Annotated in this window: 19 protein-coding genes and 1 tRNA gene; 13 read left to right on the top strand and 7 right to left on the bottom strand. The window is 67.4% G+C overall.

The window, feature by feature from the left end; genetic code table 11:
* Nucleotides 1-11 precede the first annotated feature (11 nt).
* The 7 genes from ACODRX_RS05290 to ACODRX_RS05320 are packed head-to-tail and all read left to right on the top strand — an operon-like array spanning nucleotide 12 to nucleotide 5,772.
* Nucleotides 12-788, top strand: a complete 777-nt coding sequence (locus ACODRX_RS05290) for a 2-keto-4-pentenoate hydratase (protein ID WP_488870104.1) — start codon at nucleotides 12-14, stop codon at nucleotides 786-788.
* 29 nt (nucleotides 789-817) lie between these two features.
* A complete protein-coding gene (locus ACODRX_RS05295; RefSeq protein ID WP_488870019.1) occupies nucleotides 818-1,789 on the top strand; it encodes an acetaldehyde dehydrogenase (acetylating) in 972 nt (323 codons plus the stop codon).
* Between the two features lie 15 nt (nucleotides 1,790-1,804).
* Complete coding sequence (gene dmpG, locus ACODRX_RS05300) at nucleotides 1,805-2,896, top strand: 4-hydroxy-2-oxovalerate aldolase (protein ID WP_488870020.1); 1,092 nt, start codon at nucleotides 1,805-1,807, stop codon at nucleotides 2,894-2,896.
* Nucleotides 2,893-3,696, top strand: coding sequence for a 2-keto-4-pentenoate hydratase (locus ACODRX_RS05305; RefSeq protein WP_488870021.1), 804 nt, complete (start codon nucleotides 2,893-2,895; stop codon nucleotides 3,694-3,696). The genes dmpG and ACODRX_RS05305 overlap by 4 nt, the downstream gene beginning before the upstream one ends.
* 28 nt (nucleotides 3,697-3,724) lie before the next feature.
* Entirely contained in the window at nucleotides 3,725-4,162 is a 438-nt protein-coding gene (locus tag ACODRX_RS05310; protein ID WP_488870022.1) for a RidA family protein, read from the top strand.
* A gap of 24 nt (nucleotides 4,163-4,186) precedes the next feature.
* Nucleotides 4,187-4,774, top strand: coding sequence for a 3-hydroxyanthranilate 3,4-dioxygenase (locus ACODRX_RS05315; protein ID WP_488870023.1), 588 nt, complete (start codon nucleotides 4,187-4,189; stop codon nucleotides 4,772-4,774).
* Nucleotides 4,771-5,772 carry an amidohydrolase family protein gene (locus tag ACODRX_RS05320; protein WP_488870024.1) on the top strand — a complete coding sequence of 334 codons (1,002 nt, stop codon included), beginning with the start codon at nucleotides 4,771-4,773 and terminating at the stop codon, nucleotides 5,770-5,772. The genes ACODRX_RS05315 and ACODRX_RS05320 overlap by 4 nt, the downstream gene beginning before the upstream one ends.
* On the opposite strand, the gene ACODRX_RS05325 is transcribed toward ACODRX_RS05320, so the two are convergent.
* From ACODRX_RS05325 to ACODRX_RS05340, 4 genes are all read right to left on the bottom strand, one after another.
* Nucleotides 5,758-6,747 carry a LysR family transcriptional regulator gene (locus tag ACODRX_RS05325; RefSeq protein ID WP_488870026.1) on the bottom strand — a complete coding sequence of 330 codons (990 nt, stop codon included), beginning with the start codon at nucleotides 6,745-6,747 and terminating at the stop codon, nucleotides 5,758-5,760. The two genes, ACODRX_RS05320 and ACODRX_RS05325, sit on opposite strands and share 15 nt — an antisense overlap.
* 334 nt (nucleotides 6,748-7,081) lie before the next feature.
* Nucleotides 7,082-7,210, bottom strand: a complete 129-nt coding sequence (locus ACODRX_RS05330; RefSeq protein ID WP_488870027.1) for a hypothetical protein — start codon at nucleotides 7,208-7,210, stop codon at nucleotides 7,082-7,084.
* Between the two features lie 94 nt (nucleotides 7,211-7,304).
* Entirely contained in the window at nucleotides 7,305-8,339 is a 1,035-nt protein-coding gene (locus ACODRX_RS05335) for a hypothetical protein (RefSeq protein WP_488870028.1), read from the bottom strand.
* A gap of 148 nt (nucleotides 8,340-8,487) precedes the next feature.
* Nucleotides 8,488-8,578: transfer RNA gene (locus ACODRX_RS05340), tRNA-Ser, on the bottom strand.
* A gap of 269 nt (nucleotides 8,579-8,847) precedes the next feature.
* Between ACODRX_RS05340 and ACODRX_RS05345 the strand changes: the two genes are divergently transcribed.
* The 5 genes from ACODRX_RS05345 to ACODRX_RS05365 are packed head-to-tail and all read left to right on the top strand — an operon-like array spanning nucleotide 8,848 to nucleotide 16,777.
* Nucleotides 8,848-10,278, top strand: coding sequence for an efflux transporter outer membrane subunit (locus ACODRX_RS05345; protein WP_488870030.1), 1,431 nt, complete (start codon nucleotides 8,848-8,850; stop codon nucleotides 10,276-10,278).
* Complete coding sequence (locus ACODRX_RS05350; RefSeq protein ID WP_488870032.1) at nucleotides 10,275-11,507, top strand: efflux RND transporter periplasmic adaptor subunit; 1,233 nt, start codon at nucleotides 10,275-10,277, stop codon at nucleotides 11,505-11,507. The genes ACODRX_RS05345 and ACODRX_RS05350 overlap by 4 nt, the downstream gene beginning before the upstream one ends.
* On the top strand, nucleotides 11,504-14,692 hold the full coding sequence (locus tag ACODRX_RS05355) for an efflux RND transporter permease subunit (protein WP_488870033.1): 3,189 nt from the start codon (nucleotides 11,504-11,506) through the stop codon (nucleotides 14,690-14,692). The genes ACODRX_RS05350 and ACODRX_RS05355 overlap by 4 nt, the downstream gene beginning before the upstream one ends.
* Nucleotides 14,689-15,378, top strand: a complete 690-nt coding sequence (locus ACODRX_RS05360) for a heavy metal response regulator transcription factor (protein ID WP_488870035.1) — start codon at nucleotides 14,689-14,691, stop codon at nucleotides 15,376-15,378. The genes ACODRX_RS05355 and ACODRX_RS05360 overlap by 4 nt, the downstream gene beginning before the upstream one ends.
* Nucleotides 15,359-16,777: a heavy metal sensor histidine kinase gene (locus ACODRX_RS05365; protein WP_488870036.1), complete on the top strand. Its 1,419-nt coding sequence runs from the start codon at nucleotides 15,359-15,361 to the stop codon at nucleotides 16,775-16,777. The genes ACODRX_RS05360 and ACODRX_RS05365 overlap by 20 nt, the downstream gene beginning before the upstream one ends.
* A 62-nt stretch (nucleotides 16,778-16,839) precedes the next feature.
* Here the strand turns inward: ACODRX_RS05365 and ACODRX_RS05370 are convergent, their stop codons facing one another.
* Nucleotides 16,840-17,757: an SPFH domain-containing protein gene (locus ACODRX_RS05370; protein ID WP_488870037.1), complete on the bottom strand. Its 918-nt coding sequence runs from the start codon at nucleotides 17,755-17,757 to the stop codon at nucleotides 16,840-16,842.
* Nucleotides 17,758-17,783: 26 nt separating this feature from the next.
* Nucleotides 17,784-18,224 (bottom strand): NfeD family protein, encoded by a 441-nt coding sequence (locus ACODRX_RS05375; protein ID WP_488870039.1) that lies wholly within the window; start codon nucleotides 18,222-18,224, stop codon nucleotides 17,784-17,786.
* Between the two features lie 158 nt (nucleotides 18,225-18,382).
* Here ACODRX_RS05375 and ACODRX_RS05380 point away from each other — a divergent pair, with 158 nt between their 5' ends.
* Nucleotides 18,383-20,935, top strand: a complete 2,553-nt coding sequence (locus ACODRX_RS05380) for an Orn/Lys/Arg family decarboxylase (RefSeq protein WP_488870041.1) — start codon at nucleotides 18,383-18,385, stop codon at nucleotides 20,933-20,935.
* Between the two features lie 15 nt (nucleotides 20,936-20,950).
* Here the strand turns inward: ACODRX_RS05380 and ACODRX_RS05385 are convergent, their stop codons facing one another.
* Nucleotides 20,951-21,814 carry a DNA ligase gene (locus tag ACODRX_RS05385; protein ID WP_488870042.1) on the bottom strand — a complete coding sequence of 288 codons (864 nt, stop codon included), beginning with the start codon at nucleotides 21,812-21,814 and terminating at the stop codon, nucleotides 20,951-20,953.
* Between the last annotated feature and the right edge of the window lie 24 nt (nucleotides 21,815-21,838).

Here is a 21,838-nt window from a genome sequence, read left to right on the forward strand (position 1 = left end):
AACTCCAAAGCATGGCCGATCGCCTCTGGCAGGCCGAACAGACCAACCAGCCCATCGCCGCGCTGCGCGATGAGATCGCCGCGCTCGGCGGCGACGCGATCGCTGCCGCGTATGCGGTGCAGCAGCTCAACACCGCGCGCCGCGCGGCGCTGGGCCACCGCCTGGTGGGCCGCAAGATCGGGCTGACTTCCATCGCCGTGCAAAAGCAGCTGGGCGTTGACTCGCCGGACTTTGGCGCGCTGTTTGCCGAAATGGCCGTGGGCGACGGCGAGGAAATCGCCTGGAGCCGGCTGCAACAGCCCAAGGCCGAGGCCGAAATCGCCCTCGTGCTCGATCGCGACCTGCCGCACGAGCGCCACACCGTGGCCGACATCATCGGCGCCACGGCCTACGCGGTGGCGGCCATCGAGGTGGTGGGCAGCCGCATTGCCAACTGGGACATCCGCCTTGTCGACACGGTTGCCGACAACGCCTCCTCATCGCTCTTCGTGCTGGGCACGCGGCCCGTGCCGCTGGCCCGGCTCGATCTTGCCGGCTGCGGCATGCGCATGGACTGCCGTGGCGAGCCGGTCTCGGTGGGCGTGGGCGCGGCCTGCCTGGGCAACCCGCTCAATGCCGCCGTGTGGCTGGCCGACACCATGGTGCGCGTGGGCTCGCCGCTCAAGGCCGGCGACGTGCTGATGACCGGCGCGCTCGGCCCCATGGCCGTCGTGAAGCCCGGCGATGTCTACACCGCGCGCATCGAGGGACTCGGCAGCGTGAGCGCCGCCTTCGGCCAACCCCAATAAAGCCACAGCTCAAGCCAAGGAGATGTTCCATGAGCAACACTGACTCCCGCATTCCCGTCGCCATCATCGGCTCGGGCAACATCGGCACCGACCTGATGATCAAGGTGATGCGCCACAGCAAGCACCTGCGCATGGCCGCCATGGTCGGCATCGACCCGGCCTCGGATGGCCTGGCGCGCGCCGCGCGCCTGGGCGTTGCCACCACGGCCGAAGGCATCGACGGCCTGGTGCAGCTGCCGTGCTTCAAGGACATCGGCATCGTCTTCGATGCGACCAGCGCGGGCGCCCACATCAAGAACAACCAGATCCTGCAAAGCCATGGCAAGCGCGTGATCGATCTCACGCCCGCGGCCATCGGCCCCTATGTGGTGCCGGTGGTGAACATGGGCGACCACCTGGACCAGGCCAATGTCAACATGGTGACCTGCGGCGGACAGGCGACGATTCCCATGGTGCGCGCGGTGGCCAACGTGGCTCCGGTGCGCTATGCGGAGATCGTTGCGTCGATCGCCAGCAAGTCCGCCGGCCCCGGCACGCGCGCCAACATCGACGAGTTCACCGAAACCACCTCCAAGGCGATCGAGCTGGTGGGCGGCGCCGCGCACGGCAAGGCCATCATCGTGCTGAATCCGGCCGAGCCGCCGCTGATCATGCGCGATACGGTGTACTGCCTCACCGAACTGTCGGCCAGCGAAGAGGCGATTTCCGCCTCGGTGGAGAACATGGTGGCCAAGGTGCATTCCTATGTGCCGGGCTACCGCCTCAAGCAGCGGGTGCAGTTCGAGCGCATCGACGGCGAGCGCCGCGTCAATGTGCCGGGCATCGGCCTCACCCAGGGCCTGAAGGTCACCGTCATGCTCGAAGTGGAGGGCGCCGCGCACTACCTGCCCGCCTATGCCGGCAATCTCGACATCATGACCAGCGCCGCGATGGCCACCGCCGAGCAGATGGCCGCGCGCATGCTCGCCGCGCAGGGTCAACCAGCCGCCGCCGCGGCCTGAAAAGGAGTCTTCACCATGTCCACCATCCCATCCGCATTCGATCGCAGCAAGAAGATCTACGTCTCCGACGTGACCCTGCGCGACGGCATGCATGCCATCCGCCACCAGTATTCGCTCGACGACGTGCGCCGCATCGCCCGCGCGCTCGACGCCGCCAAGGTGGACAGCATCGAGGTTGCGCACGGCGACGGCCTGCGCGGCACCAGCTTCAACTACGGCTTTGGCGCGCACACCGACCTGGAGTGGATCGAAGCCGTGGCCGGCGAGCTCCAGCATGCCAAGGTCGCCACGTTGCTGCTGCCGGGCATCGGCACCATCCACGACCTGCGCGCCGCCTACGACGCCGGCGCGCGCGTGGTGCGCGTTGCCACGCACAGCACCGAGGCCGACATCTCCCGGCAGCACATCGAATATGCCCGCGAACTGGGCATGGATACCGTGGGCTTCCTGATGATGGGCCACATGAACGAGCCGGCCCGGCTCGCCGAGCAGGCCAAGCTGATGGAGAGCTATGGCGCGCAGTGCGTCTACGTGGTGGACTCGGGCGGAGCGATGAACATGTACGACATCGCCGAGCGCTTCAAGGCCTTCAAGCAGGTGCTCAAGCCCGAGACCCAGACCGGCATGCATGCCCACCACAACCTGAGCCTGGGCGTGGCCAACTCCATCGTCGCGCTCGAACATGGCTGCGACCGCATCGACGCCAGCCTCACCGGCATGGGCGCGGGCGCGGGCAATGCGCCGCTGGAAGTGTTCATCGCCGCGGTCGACCGCATGGGCCTGAACCATGGCTGCGATGTGCGCAAGCTCATCGACGCCGCCGAAGACATCGTGCGCCCGCTGCAGCAGCGCCCGGTGCGGGTGGACCGCGAAACGCTGGCGCTTGGCTATGCCGGCGTTTATTCGAGCTTCCTGCTGCACAGCGAGGCCGCGGCCAGGCGCTATGGCCTGCCGACCTTCGACATCCTGGCCGAGCTGGGCCGCCGCCGCATGGTGGGCGGGCAGGAAGACATGATCGTCGATGTGGCGCTCGACATGCTCAAGCAGCGCGGCGCGGATGCCTCGGGCGCCGCGGGCCTGGCCGCCGGCCGGAAGGAGGCCGCATGAGCAGCAGGAGCGAATTGCTGGCGCAGGTGGCGCAAACGCTGGACGCCGCGGCGCACCAGGCGCGCGAGGTCGACCAGTTTCCCGCCGGGCATTTCTCGCTGCCCGAGGCCTATGCGATCCAGCGCGCGTCCATCGACCACCGCATCGCCCGGGGCGAGCGGATGGTGGGCATCAAGCTCGGCTTCACCAGCCGCGCCAAGATGATCCAGATGGGGGTGGACAGCCTGATCTGGGGCCTGCTGACCGATGGCATGCAGGAGGAGGAAGGCGCAGTGGTTCAGCTTGCGCGCTACATCCACCCCCGGGTGGAGCCCGAGATCTGCTTCGTCACCCGCAAGGCCATCGACGGGCCGCTGACCGCGCTCGACGCGGTGAACTACCTGGAGGCGGTGGCGCCGGCGATGGAGATCATCGACTCGCGCTACCGCAACTTCAAGTTCACGCTCGAAGACGTGGTGGCCGACAACTGCTCCTCGGCGGGCCTGGTGGTGGGCGCCTGGTCGCGCAATTTCGAGGCGCTGGCCAATGCCGGCGTGCGCATGCAGGTCAACGGCCGCAATGTGCAGGTGGGCTCCACCGCGGCCATCCTGGGGCAGCCGCTGCGCTCCATCGTGCAGGCCTCGCGCCTGCTGCACGGCGCCGGCATGAGCCTGCCCGCGGGCTCGCTCATCATGGCCGGCGCCGCTACCGCCGCCGAGGCGCTGCAGCCCGCCAGCACCGTCGAATGCCATATCGGCAGCGGCCGCAGCGCGCTGGGCTCGGTGATGTTCCATACCGCCAGCGCCGCACAGGCGCAGTAGCGCAACACGAAGCGACAAGGAAGCAAGCATGTCAAGCACACAAGCAGTCAAGGCCAGCGTCGTCGAAGGCAAGGCCACGCCGCGCGGCAAGTTCCCGCACCTCAAGCGCGGCGGGGATTTCCTCTACATCTCGGGCACCAGCTCGCGCCGCAAGGACAACAGCTTCGAAGGCGTGCAGGTCGACCCCCTGGGCGTGACCAATCTCGACATCCGCGCCCAGACCCGCGCGGTGATCGAGAACATCCGCGACATCCTGCGCGACGCGGGCGCGGATCTCGGCGACCTGGTGGAGGCCGGCGTGTTCCTCGTGAACATGAACGATTTCGGCGGCTACAACGAGGTCTGGGCCGAGTACTTCGACTACGACGGCCCCACGCGCACCACGGTGGCGGTGCACCAGCTGCCGCATCCGCACCTGCTCATCGAGATCAAGGCCGTGGCCTACAAGCCGCTGGTCCGCAACTGAATCGGATTCACGGAGACCTTCATCATGCTCAAGTACGGACGCGCGCTGAACTTCCAGCGCTGGATCGACGACAACCAGCATCTGCTGCAGCCACCGGTCAACAACGCACAGGTCTGGAAGGATGGCGACTTCATGGTCACCATCGTGGGTGGCCCCAATGGCCGCTCGGACTTCCACGACGATCCCATCGAAGAGTTCTTCTACCAGTTCAAGGGCAATGCCCACCTGGTGATCCTGGACCGGGGCCAGTACGAGCGCGTGGACCTGCGCGAGGGCGACATCTTCCTACTGCCCAAGCATGTGCTGCATTCGCCACAGCGCCCCGAGGCGGGCAGCCTGTGCCTGGTGGTCGAGCATGTGCGCGACCTCGGCGAGCAGGACGCGTTCCAGTGGAACTGCGCCTGCTGCGGCCAGCTCATCAGGCGCAGCGAAGTCACGCTGCAGAGCATCGTGAGCGACCTGCCCCCGGTCTACGAGCAGTTCTACGCTACGGGCGAGCAAGAGCGCACCTGCACGCGCTGCGGCACCGTGCACCCCGGGCGCGACTACAAGGCCTGGCACCGGCAGCTGGCAGGCTCCAGGGTGAACCTGGCGCGGGGAGAGCTGGCATGATCGACATGCACTCGCATTTCTTTCCGCTCATCACGCAGAAAGAGGCCGCCGCGGTCGATGCGAAGATCGCGCCCTGGCTGGCGGTGGAGCCCGGCGCGAGCCAGGGCCAGATCATGCTCGGCGGCAAGCCGTTTCGCCCGGTGTACCAGGCGCTGTGGGACCCGGACTTCCGCCTGCAGGAGATGGACCAGCAGGGCATCGGCCTGCAGATCGTCTGCGCCACGCCGGTCATGTTCGGCTACTCGTGGGATGCGCTCAAGGCCGCGGACTGGGCTGCGCAGATGAACGAGAAGGCGGTGGCCTTCTGCGCCGCGCACCCCACGCGCTTCAAGGCGCTGGCCCAGGTGCCGCTGCAGGATGTGAAGCTGGCCTGCGCCGAGGCATCGCGCGCGATGAAGATGGGCTGCGTCGGCGTGCAGATCGGCAATCATGTCGGCGACAAGGACATGGACCATCCCGACATCGTGGACTTCCTGATCTACTGCGCCGAGAATGGCATCCCCATTCTGGAGCACCCCTGGGACATGATGGGCAGCCCCGGCCGCATGCAGCAGTGGATGCTGCCGTGGCTGGTGGCGATGGCAGCGGAAACCCAGCTCAGCATGATGTCGCTGATTCTCTCGGGGGCGCTGGAGCGGATTCCCGAATCCCTGAAGATCTGCTTCGCCCACGGCGGCGGCAGCTTCGCCTATCTGCTCGGGCGCGCCGACAATGCCTGGAAGCACCGCGACATCGTGCGCAAGGACTGCCCGCGCCCACCATCGGAGTATGCGCGCCGGCTGCATGTGGATTCGGCCGTCTTCGATCCCGGCGCGCTGCGGCTGCTGGTGGATGTGATGGGCAGCGGCAACATCATGCTGGGCTCGGACTATCCCTATCCCCTGGGCGAGCAGCGCATCGGCGCGCTGGTCAAGGACGTGTCCTTCCTCGACGCCGCGCAACGCAGCGACATCCTGGAGAACAATGCGCGCGCCTTCTTCGGGCTAGGCGCCGCCTGAGGCTTCGCGCAGCGCGCGAATGAAGCTCTGGATCACCACGCTCTGCTCGCGGTCGGAGCGCACGGTGTAGCCCATGGTGGTGGCGTCGTCGAGGTTGCCGATCTCCAGGATCTTGACGAGCCCCTGCCTCTCGAAGCGCTGGGCGACCGAGCGCGGCATGAAGCCGATCATGTCCCACCTGATCAGCAGCTCAAGGTTGGTGAGAATGGAGACCGACTCGATCACGCGCGCCGGAAACGGCAGCTGCTGCTCGCGGAAGAAGCGCAGCACGGCTTGGAAGGTGGCGGAATCCCTGGTCGGCACAATCCATTCGAGCGCCTCCAGCTCATGGCTGGCCACTTTCTGCCGGGCCGCCAGGGCGTGCCTGCTGGACACGACCACATGCATGCCTTCCTCGTACAGGGCCACATGCTTGAGCGAGGCGGCGCCCTTGGGGTCGGGCAAATGGATGCTGGCATCCTCGGGCAGGATGCCCAGCACCATGTCCACCTCGCCCTTGATCAGCATGGGGTAGAGGCTGGCATTCGCCCCCACCTTGACGGTGACCTTCACATTGGGTGCAAGGCGCCGCAAAATGCCCAGGGCATCGGGCAGCATGGTGGCAGAAGCCGCGATCAAGGTGCCGACGATCAGGTGCCCCGCGGCGCCGCTCTTCCAGGACTCCAGGTCCTCCGACAGGTAGCGCAGCTGCGACAGCATGATCTTCGCGTGGTTTTCGAAGGTCCTGCCGAAATCCGTCAACGCCATGCCCCGCTTGCTGCGCTCGAACAGGGCCACGCCCACCTGGCTTTCGAGATCCTGGATCGACTTGCTGACGGCAGGCTGCGTCATCGCCAATTGCCGCGACGCGGCCAGCACCGAGCCAGACTCTATGACCTGGATGAAGATGGCGATCTGCTGCAGCCGAAGCCGGCGCGCAAGCGGCATCGCCGGCTGAAGATCCTCAAATTCCTGCATGTATGGTGGCATCTGCATGGGGCGGGCATGCCTGCGCATTCACCATGAATGCGCCAGGACGCCCATCCTGCGCCCGGGCAAAGTGGCATTGCCGTAAAGTCTGTTCGGGCTGGCCAGGGCATTCTGGCACAGCAACGGCATGGGCTGCTCCCGGAACATGCTTGCGGTCTCCACAATGCGGCACTGGATGCGCAATCGAGCGATTGCGTTCCAACCCGTAGGGCCACTGCCTTTGCGGCCGCCCGGGCGGGGGCGGCCTGCGGCGTTGCCTTGCCGGCCACGCGAATCCCATCCCCTGGCCGGGCGCCCACAAATGCGCTGGCGCGGCGCCGTGGGGATCGTGAACAAGCTCTTAGATACCCGCTGCCTTGAAGATCCGGCGCAGGACTTGCTGCGGCAGGAATTTCACCCGGCGCCGCCTCAGCTCGCGGCGGAAGATCCGCGCTCTTTCAATGAAATTGATTTTTGCTTTCATCTCCATGCGGGTGAAATTGTCGACCTGGACAATTTATCAGCAAATGCAGCGCTTTCCGTGACATCTTGCAGGTTCTGCGCAATTCCCTCGGATGTGCCATTCACCGGCCAACACGCGGGTCTTTCGCCATCTCCCAGTAGTTGACAGTGTAGCTGCGTTCGTGAAGCGCTCCCACCCTGCCGGAAGAGAAGTTGTCGAGATAAATGTCCGCAGGCGCCTGCGGTTTGCCGGTCGAGCGCTTCCACGCAGTGGCGACTGCTTCAGCGTTGCGCTTGTCGGCAACCAATGCCCCCAGATCGAGGCCCAGGAATTTCCCGTGGGCGTGCGGCAGGCATTCGACCATGAGGCGCATGGTGTAGAGCCTGACCCCCTTCAGCTTCAGCGGCATGCGGTTGTCGTCGCGCATGTAGCCTCCACCGGCATCCATGATCATGGCCTCATCGTAGGGCGGGTCTGGCGCCTGCCAGAGCAATACTTCGAAGTCGGTACCGGAAACCTGCCGCGTGATGCGCCGGGCGGCATCGCGCGCATAGGCAACGGGATCGAAATCCTCTCCGTCAGGAACCGCTATCGTCGGCAATTCGATCATGAAGGAGTGCTCGAAGCGCCCGTCGCCCGGCTCCTCTGCCCATCTGATCAGGGTATCCGCCGCCCTGAGCCGGGCGAGCTTTTCCAGATAGGCTGCTCGCGGTCCGTTGAAGCTTGCGGCTGACATGGGTTTGCCGGCCTCGAACAGCGTGTCCGGTATCTCCACGAACTCCGACATGGCGACCGTGTGCCCGGCCACCTGTGCGGTATCGCGGAAGACGTAGATGAAATAGTCCCCGCTGCGCTCGCCTGGGAGGAATTCAGTCCAGCTCCGCCGGAGTTGGATTTGATTGCGGTATTTCGCAATCGCGGCCTGGTCATCGATCAGCCGGATCGCCTGGCGCGGCAGACTGGATTCCGAGGCCTTCGGGTCGCGCTTTGAAACCACCAGCGCATAGTGGCCCTCCTTGAGGTTCAGCCCGGCCAGCAAGCCGGTTTCGTCACCTGCGCACGACACGAGGAAACCCGCCCACACGGCCACAGCGCAGAGCCCGAGGGCGGCGGCAAACGCGGCCAGCGATCGCCTTATTTGAAAATATGCCTTCACGATGCTGCTTGTCTTCCGAGATGGCCTATGGACTTGCTTGGGAGCAGCAAGCGTAGCATCCGGCCAGGCCCTCGGCGCCGATCCCGTTGCACCGGGGTCAAACGCAAAAAGGCTGCAAACCGAAGCTTGCAGCCTTTATGGGGTGTTCTGGCGGAGAGGGCGGGATTCGAACCCGCGGTGGGCTATTAACCCACACACGCTTTCCAGGCGTGCGACTTAAACCGCTCATCCACCTCTCCGAAGCCGGCCATTGTAGCAGGACTTTGGGCCGGCGCAGGCAATCCGCCGGCGTGCACTGCGAGAAGTTTTGTTTGCTATAAAAATAAGAGCTTCTGGCGCCTGCTGTACGGACATATTGGATAGAAAACTATCTACATTCAAGAGCAGGTAATCGCAGAATGCTCTCTTTTCTGATGATGACGGTTGGCTGACAGAACTGTCATGCTGCTGTCAGCGGGGCGAGCCGATCGGCTTTCTACAGTGACCGCATTTGCCAAAGAGAATCAGTATGTCGCGTGTTGTAAAGCTTGCGGCCGTCTGCCTGGGGATCTGCGTGGGCGGCTGTGCGGTGGGGCCGGACTATGTGCGGCCGGCGGCGCCCGATGGCGCCGACCATCAGGCCGCGTTTCTCGAAGATGGGGCCTGGCGCCTGGCCATGCCGGCGCAGCCCGATCCGTCGCAGCCCTGGTGGGCCGCCTATGGCGATGCGCGGCTTGATGCCATGGTGGCCGAGGCCACCACCGCCAACCAGACGCTGGCGCAGGCCGAGGCCCAGTACCGCCAGGCGCAGGCCCTGGTGCAGGGGGCGTCGGCCGCGTTCTATCCGACCGCTGGCTTCAGCGCCAGCGGCAGCCGGGCGCGCACGCTCAGTGGCGGCACCTCGTCGCAGGGCGACAGCCATGCCTGGTCGCTCAGCGCCTCGTGGGAGCCGGACCTGTGGGGCGGCGTGCGCCGCAGTGTCGAATCGGCCCGGGCCGGCGCCGAGGCGAGCGGCGCCGATCTGGCCGCCGCGCAGCTGGCGGTGCAGGCCAGCGTGGTCAACGATTACCTGCAGCTGCGCGTGCTCGACCGGCAGCAGGCGCTGTACCAGCGCACGCTTGCCGCCTACCGCGAATCGCTGCGGCTCACCCAGGCGCAGCACCGCGCGGGCGTGGCCACCGGCGCCGATGTGGCGCTGGCCGAAAGCACGCTGGCCGCGGCCGAGGCGCAGGCGCTGGACCTGGGGCTGTCGCGGCGCCAGCTGGCGCATGCGCTGGCCGTGCTGCTGGGGCGCACGCCGGCGGATTTCTCGCTGCCGCCCGAGCCCGAGGGCGCCTTGCCCGCGCTGCCCGGCATGCCGCCGGGGCTGCCGTCGCAGCTGCTGGAGCGGCGCCCCGACATCGCGGGCGCCGAGCGGCGCGTGGCGGCGGCGAATGCGCAGATCGGCGTGGCGCAGGCTGCGTATTTCCCGAACCTCACGCTCAGCGCCAGCGGCGGTTTTGCCGGCGCCGGCCTGGGGCTGGCCACGTGGGCCGCGGCGCCGGGCAAGGTCTGGGCGCTGGGCGCCGGGCTGGCCGGCGCGCTGTTCGATGGCGGCGCGCGCAGCGCCAATGTGGCCCGCAGCCGCGCCGCCTTCGATGCGGCCGCGGCGGCCTACCGGCAGACGGTGCTGACGGGCTTTCAGGAGGTGGAGGACAACCTGGCCGCGCTGCGCGACCTGCAGCAGGAGATGCAGGCCCAGCAGCGCGCGGTGCGGGCCTCGGGCGAGGCCGAGCGGGTGGCGCTGAGCCAGTACCGCGCGGGCACCGCCACCTACCTGGGGGTGATCACCGCGCAGGCGCTGTCGCTTACCAGCCAGCGCACCGCGCTGCAATTGCAGGGGCGTGAATTTGCGGCCAGCGTGGCGCTGGTCAAGGCATTGGGGGGCGGCTACCAGGCCGCCAAAGGAAATCCGACATGAACGACAAAGCACAGGGCGCTTTCTCACGGGGCCGGCTCATCGGCCTTTCGGCGCTGGCGCTGGCGCTGGCGGTGATCGCGGTGGCGGCGGGGCTGCCGCAGTGGCGCGCCTATTCGGCCGAACATTCTGCCGAGAAGAAGCCGGCGCAGCCTCAGGCCGCGGCCGTGCCGGTACACACCGCGCTGGTGCAGCAGCGCGACATGCCGATCGCGGTCACCGGCATGGGTACGGTGGTGCCGGTGGCCTCGGTGACGATACGCACGCGGGTGGATGGGCAGCTCGACAAGGTGGAGTTCAAGGAGGGGCAGGACGTGAAGGCCGGCCAGGTGCTGGCGCGGCTCGATGCGCGCACCTTCGAGGCCCAGCTCCAGCAGGTGCAGGCGCAAAAGGCCAAGGATGAGGCGCAGCTCGCCAATGCCCGGGCCGACCTGGCGCGCTACACCGCGCTGATCCAGGACGAGGCCACCACGCGCCAGACGCTGGACACGCAAAAGGCTCTGGTGCGCCAGCTGGAGGCCACGGTGCAGAACGACGCCGCGCAGCTGAACTATGCGCGCGTGCAGCTGGGCTTTGCCACCATCACCTCGCCGATCTCGGGGCGCATCGGCGCGCGCCTGGTCGATCCGGGCAACATCGTGCATGCGGCCGATGCCGGTGGCCTGCTGGTGGTGAACCAGATCGATCCGATCGCGCTGCAGTTCACGCTGCCGCAGGAGCGCTTCCAGGCGGTGAACCGCGCCATCAATGCCGGCAAGCCGCTGGCGGTGCAGGTGCTGGACCAGGCTTCGGGCGAGCTGCTGGCCAGCGGCGAGCTGACCCTGCTGAACAACCAGATCGACACCACCACCGGCACCATCTCGCTGAAGGCCCGCTTCGCCAACCCGCAGCACAAGCTCTGGCCCGGGCAGGCGGCGATGGCGCGGCTGGTGCTGGGCACGCAAAAGGATGCGCTGGTGGTGCCCTCGTCGGTGGTGCAGCGCGGCCAGGACGGGCTGTTCGCCTATGTGGTCGACGGCGCCGGCCGGGCGCAGGTGCAGGCCATCCAGGTGGCGGGCAGCGAGGGCAGCGCATCGGTGGTCGCCTCCGGCCTGCAGGCCGGGCAGCGCGTGGTGAGCGATGGCCAGTACCGGGTGACGCCGGGGGCCGCGGTGCTCGATGCCGCCCCGGCGGCCGAGCAGCCTGCCACACAGGGGGGGGCGGAGGGGAAGGCAGAGAAGGGCGCGCCATGAACATCTCCGAGCCCTTCATCCGCCGCCCCATCGGCACCACGCTGCTGGCGCTGGCGCTGCTGCTCATCGGCCTGGTGGCCTGGCCGCTGCTGCCGGTGGCGCCGCTGCCGCAGGTGGATTTTCCGACCATCCAGGTCACCGGCAAGCTGCCCGGCGCCAGCCCCGAGACCATGGCCTCCAACGTGGCCCAGCCGCTGGAGCGGCAGTTCTCGCTGATCCCCGGGCTGGCGCAGATGACTTCGACCAGCTCGCTGGGGCTGTCGCAGATCACGCTGCAGTTCGATCTGGCGCGCAGCATCGACGGCGCGGCGCTCGACGTGCAGTCGGCCATCAATGCCGCCACCGGCCAGCTGCCCAAGAACCTGCCCAGCCCGCCGAGCTTTCGCAAGATCAACCCGGCCGACTCGCCGGTGCTGATCCTGGGCGTGCAGTCCGAGGTGCTGCCGTTGACGCAGGTGGACGACTATGCCGAGAACATCCTGGCGCAGCAGATCTCGCGCATCGAGGGCGTGGGGCTGGTGAACGTGTTCGGCCAGCAAAAGCCGGCCATCCGCATCCAGGCCGATCCGGCCAGGCTCAAGGCCCTGGGCCTGTCGCTGGAGGATATCCGCGGCGTGATCGCCAACACCACCATCAGCTCGCCCACCGGCACCATCGACGGCGGCGCGCAGGCCTTCAACGTCTACACCAACGACCAGCTGCTGCAGGCCGGGCCCTGGAACAACGTGGTGCTGGCCTGGCGCAATGGCGCGCCCATCCGCGTGCGCGACATCGGCGTGGCGCTCGACGGGCCCGAGAATGCCAAGATCGCCGCCTGGGGATTCCGGGGCGCGGCGCTGCACGACGCGGCCAGCACCCTGCGCGATGGCCGGGCCATCATGCTGGCCATCACCAAGATGCCGGGCGCCAACGTGATCGAGACGGTGGACCGCATCCAGGCCGCGCTGCCCAGGCTGGAGGCCGGCATACCGCCGAGCGTCAAGGTCAATGTGCTGGCCGACCGCACGCAGACCATCCGCGCCTCGGTCAAGGACGTGGAGTTCACGCTGCTGCTGTCGATCGCGCTGGTGGTGGCGGTGATCTTCGTGTTCCTGCGCAGCGTGATGGTCACGCTGATTCCCAGCATCACCGTGCCGCTGGCCATCCTTGGCACCTCGGCGGTGATGTACGTGGTGGGCTACAGCCTGGACAACCTGTCGCTGATGGCGCTGACCATCGCGGTGGGCTTCGTGGTGGATGATGCCATCGTGATGCTGGAGAACATCTACCGCCACATCGAGGACGGCATGGCGCCGCTGCAGGCGGCGCTGCAGGGCTCGCGCGAGATCGGCTTCACCATCGTGTCGATCTCGGTGTCGCTGGTGGCGGTGTTCATTCCGCTGCTGCTGATGGGCGGCATCGTCGGGCGGCTGTTCCGCGAGTTCGCGGTCACGGTGACCATCACCATCGCGGTGTCGGTGCTGGTGTCGCTCACCGTCACGCCGATGCTGTGCGCCAAGTTCCTCAAGGGCCATCCGCACGATGCCGAAGGCCATTCGAGCGAGCGGCACGGCCGCCTGTTCATGTGGTTCGAGCACGGCTTCGAGGCCCTGCTGCGCGGCTACCGGCGCGGCCTGGAAGTGGTGCTGCGCCACCCGTTCATCACGCTGCTGAGCTTCATCGCCACCGTGGCGGCCACGGTGGTGCTCTACGCCTTCATTCCCAAGGGCTTCTTCCCGCAGCAGGACACCGGCTTCATCTTCGGCTCGGCGGTGGCGGGGCAGGACTCGTCGTCCGAGTCCATGCACCGCCGCATGCTGGCGCTGGCCGACATCGTGCGCCAGGACCCGGACGTGCTCAGCTTCGGCATGCAGGCCGGCGCCAGCGCGTTCAACTCGGGCAATATGTTCATCAGCTTGAAGCCCCAGGACGAGGGCCGCAGCGCCACCGCCGACCAGGTGATCGCGCGGCTGCGGCCGCAGCTGGCCAAGGTGCCGGGCATCACGCTGTACATGCAGGCCGGGCAGGACATCAATGTCGGCGGGCGCCTGGCGCGCACCCAGTACCAGTACACGCTGACCGACACCAACCTGCAGGAGCTCAACGACTGGACGCCGCGCATCATGGAGCGGCTGCGCGCGCTGCCGGGGCTGACCGACGTGACCTCGGACCAGCAGAACGCCGCGCCCACCGCCATGCTCACCATCGACCGCGACCTGGCCAGCAGCTACGGCATCACGCCCGCGCTGGTGGATGCGAGCATCAACGATGCGGTGGGCCAGCGCCAGGTGGCGCAGTACTTCACGCAGCTCAACAGCTACTTCGTGGTGCTCGAGGTCACGCCGCGCCTGCAGCAGGACCCGCAGTTGTTCGAGCGGCTGTACCTCAGCTCGCCGATCACCGGGCAGCAGGTGCCGCTGTCCACCTTCGTCAAGGTCGACACCAGCCGCACTGGCTACCTGGCGGTGAACCACCAGGGCCAGTTCCCGGCGGTGACGATCTCGTTCAACCTGCAGCCCGGCCATTCGCTGGGCGACGCGGTGCAGGCCATCCAGCAGGCGCAGGCCGAGATGGGCGTGCCGGCCACGCTGTCGGGCAACTTTCAGGGCACGGCGCAGGCCTTCGGCGATTCGCTGCGCACCCAGCCCTACCTGATCGCGGCGGCGCTGGTGGCGGTGTACATCGTGCTGGGCCTGCTGTACGAGAGCTACATCCACCCGCTGACCATCCTGTCGACGCTGCCGTCGGCCGGCGTGGGGGCGCTGCTGATCCTGATGGCCGGCGGCTACGACCTGTCGGTGATCGCGCTGATAGGTATCATCCTGCTCATCGGTATCGTCAAGAAGAACGGCATCATGATGGTGGATTTTGCGCTGCATGCGGAACGTGACAAGGGCATGTCGCCGCGCGACGCCATCTTCGAAGCCTGCCTGCTGCGCTTTCGCCCCATCATGATGACCACCATGTGCGCGCTGCTGTCCGGCCTGCCGCTGATGCTGGGCAGCGGCGCCGGCTCGGAGCTGCGCCGCCCGCTGGGCTACGCCATGGTGGGCGGGCTGGTGCTGTCGCAGCTGCTCACGCTGTTCACCACGCCCATCATCTACCTCTACCTCGACCGCGCCCACTACTGGTACGAGCGCAGAAAGGCCGCCTGGCTGCGGCGCAAGCGCGCCGGTGGGGCGCAACAGTCGGCGGCGCAGCCATGAAAGTGCTGATCGTCGAAGACGAGCGCAAGACGGCCGAGTACCTGCACCAGGGCCTGACCGAGCAGGGCTGCAGCGTCGAGCTGGCGCATGACGGCATCGACGGCCAGCACCTGGCGCTGCACTACGACTTCGACGTGATCGTGCTCGACGTGATGCTGCCCGGACTCGACGGCTTCGAGGTGCTGCGCTCGCTGCGCGCGGTCAAGCAGACGCCGGTCATCATGCTCACCGCCCGCGACGGCATCGACGACCGCGTGCGCGGCCTGCAGGGCGGCGCCGACGACTACCTGGTCAAGCCCTTCTCCTTCATGGAGCTGCTGGCGCGGCTGCAGGCGCTGACCCGCCGCGGCCATGCCCGCGAGCCCACGCTGCTGCGCGTGGGCGAGCTGCAGGTGGACCTGATCCGCCGCAAGGTGGCGCGCGCCGGCCAGCGCATCGACCTCACCGCCAAGGAGTTCGCGCTGCTGGCGCTGCTGGCGCGGCGCCAGGGCGAGATCCTGTCGAAGACCGCGATCGCCGAGGCGGTATGGGACATGAATTTCGACAGCAACACCAACGTGGTCGAGGTGGCCGTCAAGCGCCTGCGCGCCAAGATCGACGCGCCGTTCGCGCAGCCGCTGCTGCACACCATCCGCGGCATGGGCTATGTGCTGGAGGAGCGGGGCGATGGCCCGGGCCCTGCCTGACTGGTTGCCGCGCCCGCTGCGCTGGCGCCGCTCGATCGCCGGCCGCCTGGCGCTGATGTTCGCCGCCGCCGCGGTGGCGGTGTTCGCGCTTACCGGCATGGCGCTGCACCATGTGCTGGCGCGCGAGCTCGACCGCTACCAGGCCGAGCAGCTGCAGGGGCATCTCGAAGACATCCGCTACATGCTGATGCATGGGCGCTCGCCGCTGCTGCTGGAGCACACCAAGCAGAAGATGGACGAGCTGGGCAGCGCCGACGGCCACACCCGCTACTGGCTGTGGAGCGACGAGCCGGCCTGGCGCCATGGCGATGGTGCGCGCGCCATGGCCGCCGCCGCGCTGGCGCGCCCGGGCATGGTGCTGGTGCCGCAGCAGCCTGGCCTGCAGCGCATGGCGGTGCTGGGCGCGCGCATTGCGGCCAACGACATCCGGCCGGCGGTGGTGCTGGTGGCGGGCATGGACACGCAGGGCATGGACCATACGCTCAAAACCTTCGAGACCGCGCTGCTGGTGCTCGCCGTGCTTGGCGCGGCCCTGGCGGCCGGGCTGGGCTACTGGGTGGCGCTGGCCGGGCTGCAGCCGGTGCAGCAGCTCTCGCGCGAGGCCCAGCGCATCGGGCCCGACAGCCGTGGCGAGCGCCTGCGCCTGCCGGCGCTGCCGATGGAGCTGCTGGACATGGGGGCCTCCTTCAACGCCGCGCTCGACCGCCTGAACGCCGCCTACCAGCAGCTCGAGACCTTCAACGCCGACGTGGCCCACGAGCTGCGCACGCCGGTGGCCAACCTCATCGGCCAGACCCAGGTGGCGCTGTCGCGCGAGCGCAGCGCGCCCGCCTTGCGCGAGGTGCTGCAATCCAACCTGGAAGAGCTGGAGCGGCTGCGCGGCATCGTCGCCGACATGCTGTTCCTGGCCCGGGCCGAGCAGGGCGAACGGGTGCGCAGCCGGGTGCGGGTATCGCTGGCGCAGGAAGTGCGCAAGATCGCCGACTTCTTCGACATGGTGCTTGACGAATCGGGCATGGCGGTGCAGGTGCAGGGCGATGCGCAGCTATGGGCGGAAACCGCGCTGCTGCGCCGCGCGCTCAGCAACCTGCTGCACAACGCCATCCAGCACGCCAGCGGCAGCCCGAACATCGCGGTGCGCATCTCCCAGCCGGAGCCGGGCTGGGCCGAGCTGGCGGTGACCAATGCCAGCGCGCCGCTCACGCCGGAGCAGCTGGCGCATGTGTTCGACCGCTTCTATCGCGCCGACCATGCGCGCGCCAACAGCGTCGAAAGCCACGGCCTGGGCCTGGCCATCGTGCAGGCGATCGCCCGCATGCACGGCGGCGCGGCCTTCGCGCGCCAGGGCGAGGGGCGCATCAGCTTCGGGCTGCGGCTGCCGCTGGATCAAAAAACATAGCGGCTGGCACTTTATTCACAAGCGCCAGCCGCCATTTGAGGCTGAATTTTGCGGCGGAAACCTCAGCTGCGCTGCCCGCCCACCTGCATCATCTTCATCGCCGAGGTGATCAGCGCGGACACCTCGGTCATATTGCTCGGCACGACCAGCGTGGTGGTCGCGTCCGTGGCCAGCTTGCCGTAGGCGGAGACCGCCTGCTCGGCCACCTTGAGCTGCACCGCCTGTTCGCCGCCGGGCTGGCGGATCGCGTTGGCGATGCGCTCCAGCGCCTGGGCGGTCGCATCGGCCACCGCCTTGATGGACTCGGCCTCGCCCTGGGCCTTGTTGATGACCGCCTGCTTCTCGCCCTCGGAGCGGGCGATGAAGGCCTCGCGCTCGCCGGTGGCGATGTTGATCTGCTCCTGGCGGCGGCCCTCGGAGGCAGCGATCAGCGCGCGCTTCTCGCGCTCGGCGGTGATCTGGGCCTGCATGGCGCGCAGGATCTCGTTGGGCGGCGTCAAGTCCTTGATCTCGTAGCGCAGCACCTTCACGCCCCAGTTCAGCGCCGCCTCGTCGATGGCCGAGACCACCTGGGCGTTGATCATGTCGCGCTCCTCGAAGGTCTTGTCGAGTTCGAGCTTGCCGATCACGCTGCGCAGCGAGGTCTGCGCCAGCTGGGTGACGGCCATGATGTAGTTGGACGAGCCGTAGCTGGCGCGCATCGGGTCGGTCACCTGGAAGTACAGGATGCCGTCGACCTGCAGCTGCGTGTTGTCGCGTGTGATGCAGACCTGGCTGGGCACGTCCAGCGGGATTTCCTTGAGGCTGTGCTTGTAGGCGATCTTGTCGACGAAGGGGATGATGAAGCGCGGGCCGGGCGCCAGCGTGCCGGCATAGCGGCCAAGGCGTTCCTTGATCCAGGCGTGCTGCTGCGGCACGATCTTGACGGACATGGCAATGAAGATGATGGCGATCACCAGGATCACGAGGGCGAATTCCATGCAGACTCTCCTAGAAAATGATTGATTCAGGCGGGCACCGGCTCGACCAGCAGGCGGCTGCCGTCGAACGCCGCCACGCGGTAGGTGGTGCTTGTGGGTTGGGCCCCGGGGCGCAGTACCGCGGTCCACTGGGCGCCGCGGTAGCGCACCTGCGCCGTGCCGTCGGCACCCCAGGCGGGGATCTGCAGCTGCTCGCCGATGTCCAGGTGCAGGTCGGGATCGGCCTGGGCACTGCGCTGGCCGCGGCTTTTGTCGCGGCGCCTTTGCCGCAGGTAGCACAGCACCACGGTGGCGCTGCCCACCAGCGCGGCCACCAGCATCTGCACCGGCGTGCCCAGCCCCAGGTGCGCCGCGATGGCGGCCGCGGCCAGGCCGATGGCCACCATCAGCAGATACAGCGTGCCACTCAGCAGCTCGGCGGCGACGGCTACGCCGGTTGCGATCCACCAGAGTGTGGATTCAGCCATGGCTCCCCTCCTTTCGTAGTAAATGGATGCATTTTGACCGCATATCTCGATCAAATTTCCAGCAAATGATAGGAGATACATCAAACCAGGCCAGCGAATTCCGTACACTTCGCGGCTGTTTGCTTCCATTCGATGCCCTGAGGGGCGAGGGGTTCCCCATGAAATTCCGCTTTCCCATCGTCATCATCGACGAGGATTTCCGCTCGGAGAACACCTCCGGCCTGAGCATCCGCGACCTGGCGCATGCCATCGAGGAAGAGGGTTTCGAGGTGCTGGGCGTGACCAGCTACGGGGATTTGTCGCAGTTCGCGCAGCAGCAAAGCCGCGCCAGCGCCTTCATCCTGTCGGTGGACGACGAGGAATTCACCCAGGGCGGCGACGAAGACCCGATCGTGCGCAATGTGCGCGACTTCATCTCCGAGGTGCGCCGCAAGAACCCGGACGTGCCGATCTACATCTACGGCGAGACCAAGACCAGCCGCCACCTGCCCAACGACATCCTGCGCGAGCTGCACGGCTTCATACACATGTTCGAGGACACGCCCGAGTTCGTGGCCAAGCACATCATCCGCGAGGCCAAGAACTACCTGGAGAGCATCCAGCCGCCGTTCTTCAAGGCGCTGCTCGACTATGCCGAGGACGGCTCCTACTCCTGGCACTGCCCGGGCCACTCGGGCGGCGTGGCCTTCCTCAAGAGCCCCATCGGCCAGATGTACCACCAGTTCTACGGCGAGAACATGCTGCGCGCCGACGTCTGCAACGCGGTCGAGGAGCTGGGCCAGCTGCTCGACCATAACGGCGCCATCGGCGAGAGCGAGCGCAACGCGGCGCGCATCTTCAACGCCGACCATTGCTTCTTCGTGACCAACGGCACCTCCACCTCGAACAAGATGGTGTGGCACCACACGGTCGCACCCGGCGACGTGGTGGTGGTGGACCGCAACTGCCACAAGTCCATCCTGCACTCGATCATCATGACCGGGGCCATTCCGGTGTTCCTCAAGCCCACGCGCAACCATTTCGGCATCATCGGCCCGATCCCGGAGAGCGAATTCGCGCCCGAGACCATCCAGGCCAAGATCGCTGCCAACCCGCTGCTGCAGGGCGTGGACGCCAAGACCGTCAAGCCGCGCATCCTCACGCTCACCCAGTCCACCTACGACGGCGTGCTCTACAACACCGAGACCATCAAGGGCAAGCTCGACGGCTACGTGGACAACCTGCATTTCGACGAGGCCTGGCTGCCGCACGCGGCCTTCCACCCGTTCTATGGCGCCTACCACGCCATGGGCAAGAAGCGCGCGCGCCCGCGCCAGTCGGTGGTCTACGCCACCCAGTCGATCCACAAGCTGCTGGCCGGCATCAGCCAGGCCTCGCATGTGCTGGTGCAGGACTCGCAGACCACCAAGCTGGACTTCAACCTGTTCAACGAGGCGTACCTGATGCACACCTCGACCAGCCCGCAGTACAGCATCATCGCCAGCTGCGACGTGGCGGCCGCGATGATGGAGCCGCCCGGCGGCACCGCGCTGGTGGAGGAGAGCATCGTCGAGGCGCTGAACTTCCGCCGCGCCATGCGCAAGGTGGAGGAAGACTTCGGCAAGGACGACTGGTGGTTCCAGGTCTGGGGCCCGCAGGATCTGGCCGACGAGGGCATAGGCCGCGCCGACGACTGGATCATCCGCAGCAAGAAGGGCAAGGCCGGCAAGGGCTCGAAGGCGGATCACAAGGCGGATTCCTGGCACGGCTTCGGCGAGCTGGCCGACGGCTTCAACATGCTGGACCCGATCAAGTCCACCATCGTCACGCCGGGCCTGAACCTGGACGGCACCTTCGGCAAGAGCGGCATTCCGGCCTCCATCGTCACCAAGTACCTGGCCGAGCATGGCGTGGTGGTCGAGAAGACCGGCCTGTACAGCTTCTTCATCATGTTCACCATCGGCATCACCAAGGGCCGCTGGAACACCATGCTGACCGCGCTGCAGCAGTTCAAGGACGACTACGAGAAGAACCAGCCCATGTGGCGCATCCTTCCCGAGTTCTGCCAGCAGCACAAGGTCTACGAGCGCATGGGCCTGCGCGACCTGTGCCAGCACGTGCACGAGCTGTACGCCAAGTACGACATCGCCCGCCTGACGACGGAGATGTACCTGTCGGAGCTGACGCCGGCGATGAAGCCCAGCGACGCCTATGCCCACATCGCGCGGCGCAAGACCGAGCGCGTGGAGATCGACCACCTCGAAGGCCGGGTCACGGTGGGCCTGGTCACGCCGTACCCCCCCGGCATTCCGCTGCTGATCCCGGGCGAGGTGTTCAACAAGAAGATCGTGGACTACCTGATCTTCGCGCGCGAATTCTCCAAGCTCTGCCCGGGCTTCGAGACCGACATCCACGGCCTGGTGGAGCAGGTCGACGATAGCGGCGCGCTGCGCTTCTACGCCGACTGCGTGGCGCTGGACGCGCACGACCAGGCCATGCAGACCCGTGTGGTCTCGGCGCCGGTGGCGGCATCGAAGAAAAGCCCGATGCTCAAGTCCAAGGCGCCCGCGGCCTCGGGCAAGGCCAGGTCGGGCGCGAGCCTGAAGAAGGCGCTGAAGTCGGAAGTGCCGCTGGGCGATCCGGCGGCGGGCCGGCTGTCGCCGGTGGCCGAAACCCCGCAGCAGCCGCAGGTGGCACGCGCGCGCAAGGCCAAAAAGGCGGGCGCGGCCTGAGTGCCGGGGCGGCGTTCAGGGTTGGGGCGGCCCGTCCTCGCGCATACGCCAATAGGTGGCAAAGCGCGGCAGGCCGCTGGCATGCAGGCCGCGGTAGCGGTAGCTGACCCAACTGCCCAGGGGCGGCGGATGCCGCCGCTCGGCATCGCTGAGGCCCGAGCCCAGCCTGAATTCGCGGCCGTCCGGCGCGCGCACCAGCAGGGCGCCGGTCAGCCCCTGGTATTTGCCTTTGCCCGGCAGGTGGGCCAGCACCTGCGCCTCGGCATCGTCCTGGGGCTTGAGCTTGAGCACGTCGTCGCCGCGTCCGCTGCGGTAGGGCGCCGCGGCCTTGTGCAGCATCAGTCCCTCGGCACCGTCCTGCACCAGCGTGTCCAGGCGCCGCCGCAGGCTCTCTTCGCTGGCCTCTTTCCACTGCGGCGCGGCCTGCACCCAGGGCAGGGCGATGCCGGCCGCCAGCCGCTGCAGCTCGTGCAGGCGCTCGTCGAAACTGCCGGGGTGGCCGGGCAGGTCGAACAGCATGAAGCGCATGCGCCGCCAGGCCGCATCCGCTGGCACCTGCCGGCGGGCGGTGGACTGGGCGTGGGCGAACTGGCCGCGCCCGGCCCACAGCTCGCCCTCCATGGCCGTGGCGGGCCAGCCGGCGGTGAACCAGGCGGGCGCGGCGATAGGCTCGCCCTGGCGTGTCCATAGGCGCTGGCCGTCCCAGTAGCCGCGCACGCCGTCGTATTTCTCGCTGACCCAATAGGCCTGCAGTTCCAGGCCGCCCGGGTATTTCTGTGCCAGCCACAGCGCCGGCGGCGCGGCATGCAGGCAGCAGCTCCCCGAAAGTAAAAGAAATAGCGCTGCAGCCCTAATATATGAAGCAAAATTTGCTATCAATCTTGTATTTCTAAAATGCATCCC

The sequence above is a fragment of the Comamonas sp. FG99 genome, assembly GCF_057808605.1.

What these genes read in the sequence shown, in the direction of transcription:
- ACODRX_RS05290 (WP_488870104.1), top strand. Translation starts at nt 12, where the DNA reads ATGGCCGATCGCCTCTGGCAGGCCGAACAGACCAACCAGCCCATCGCC.
- ACODRX_RS05295 (WP_488870019.1), top strand. Translation starts at nt 818, where the DNA reads ATGAGCAACACTGACTCCCGCATTCCCGTCGCCATCATCGGCTCGGGC.
- dmpG (WP_488870020.1), top strand. Translation starts at nt 1,805, where the DNA reads ATGTCCACCATCCCATCCGCATTCGATCGCAGCAAGAAGATCTACGTC.
- ACODRX_RS05305 (WP_488870021.1), top strand. Translation starts at nt 2,893, where the DNA reads ATGAGCAGCAGGAGCGAATTGCTGGCGCAGGTGGCGCAAACGCTGGAC.
- ACODRX_RS05310 (WP_488870022.1), top strand. Translation starts at nt 3,725, where the DNA reads ATGTCAAGCACACAAGCAGTCAAGGCCAGCGTCGTCGAAGGCAAGGCC.
- ACODRX_RS05315 (WP_488870023.1), top strand. Translation starts at nt 4,187, where the DNA reads ATGCTCAAGTACGGACGCGCGCTGAACTTCCAGCGCTGGATCGACGAC.
- ACODRX_RS05320 (WP_488870024.1), top strand. Translation starts at nt 4,771, where the DNA reads ATGATCGACATGCACTCGCATTTCTTTCCGCTCATCACGCAGAAAGAG.
- ACODRX_RS05325 (WP_488870026.1), bottom strand. Translation starts at nt 6,747, where the DNA reads ATGCAGATGCCACCATACATGCAGGAATTTGAGGATCTTCAGCCGGCG.
- ACODRX_RS05330 (WP_488870027.1), bottom strand. Translation starts at nt 7,210, where the DNA reads ATGGAGATGAAAGCAAAAATCAATTTCATTGAAAGAGCGCGGATCTTC.
- ACODRX_RS05345 (WP_488870030.1), top strand. Translation starts at nt 8,848, where the DNA reads ATGTCGCGTGTTGTAAAGCTTGCGGCCGTCTGCCTGGGGATCTGCGTG.
- ACODRX_RS05350 (WP_488870032.1), top strand. Translation starts at nt 10,275, where the DNA reads ATGAACGACAAAGCACAGGGCGCTTTCTCACGGGGCCGGCTCATCGGC.
- ACODRX_RS05355 (WP_488870033.1), top strand. Translation starts at nt 11,504, where the DNA reads ATGAACATCTCCGAGCCCTTCATCCGCCGCCCCATCGGCACCACGCTG.
- ACODRX_RS05360 (WP_488870035.1), top strand. Translation starts at nt 14,689, where the DNA reads ATGAAAGTGCTGATCGTCGAAGACGAGCGCAAGACGGCCGAGTACCTG.
- ACODRX_RS05365 (WP_488870036.1), top strand. Translation starts at nt 15,359, where the DNA reads ATGGCCCGGGCCCTGCCTGACTGGTTGCCGCGCCCGCTGCGCTGGCGC.
- ACODRX_RS05370 (WP_488870037.1), bottom strand. Translation starts at nt 17,757, where the DNA reads ATGGAATTCGCCCTCGTGATCCTGGTGATCGCCATCATCTTCATTGCC.
- ACODRX_RS05375 (WP_488870039.1), bottom strand. Translation starts at nt 18,224, where the DNA reads ATGGCTGAATCCACACTCTGGTGGATCGCAACCGGCGTAGCCGTCGCC.
- ACODRX_RS05380 (WP_488870041.1), top strand. Translation starts at nt 18,383, where the DNA reads ATGAAATTCCGCTTTCCCATCGTCATCATCGACGAGGATTTCCGCTCG.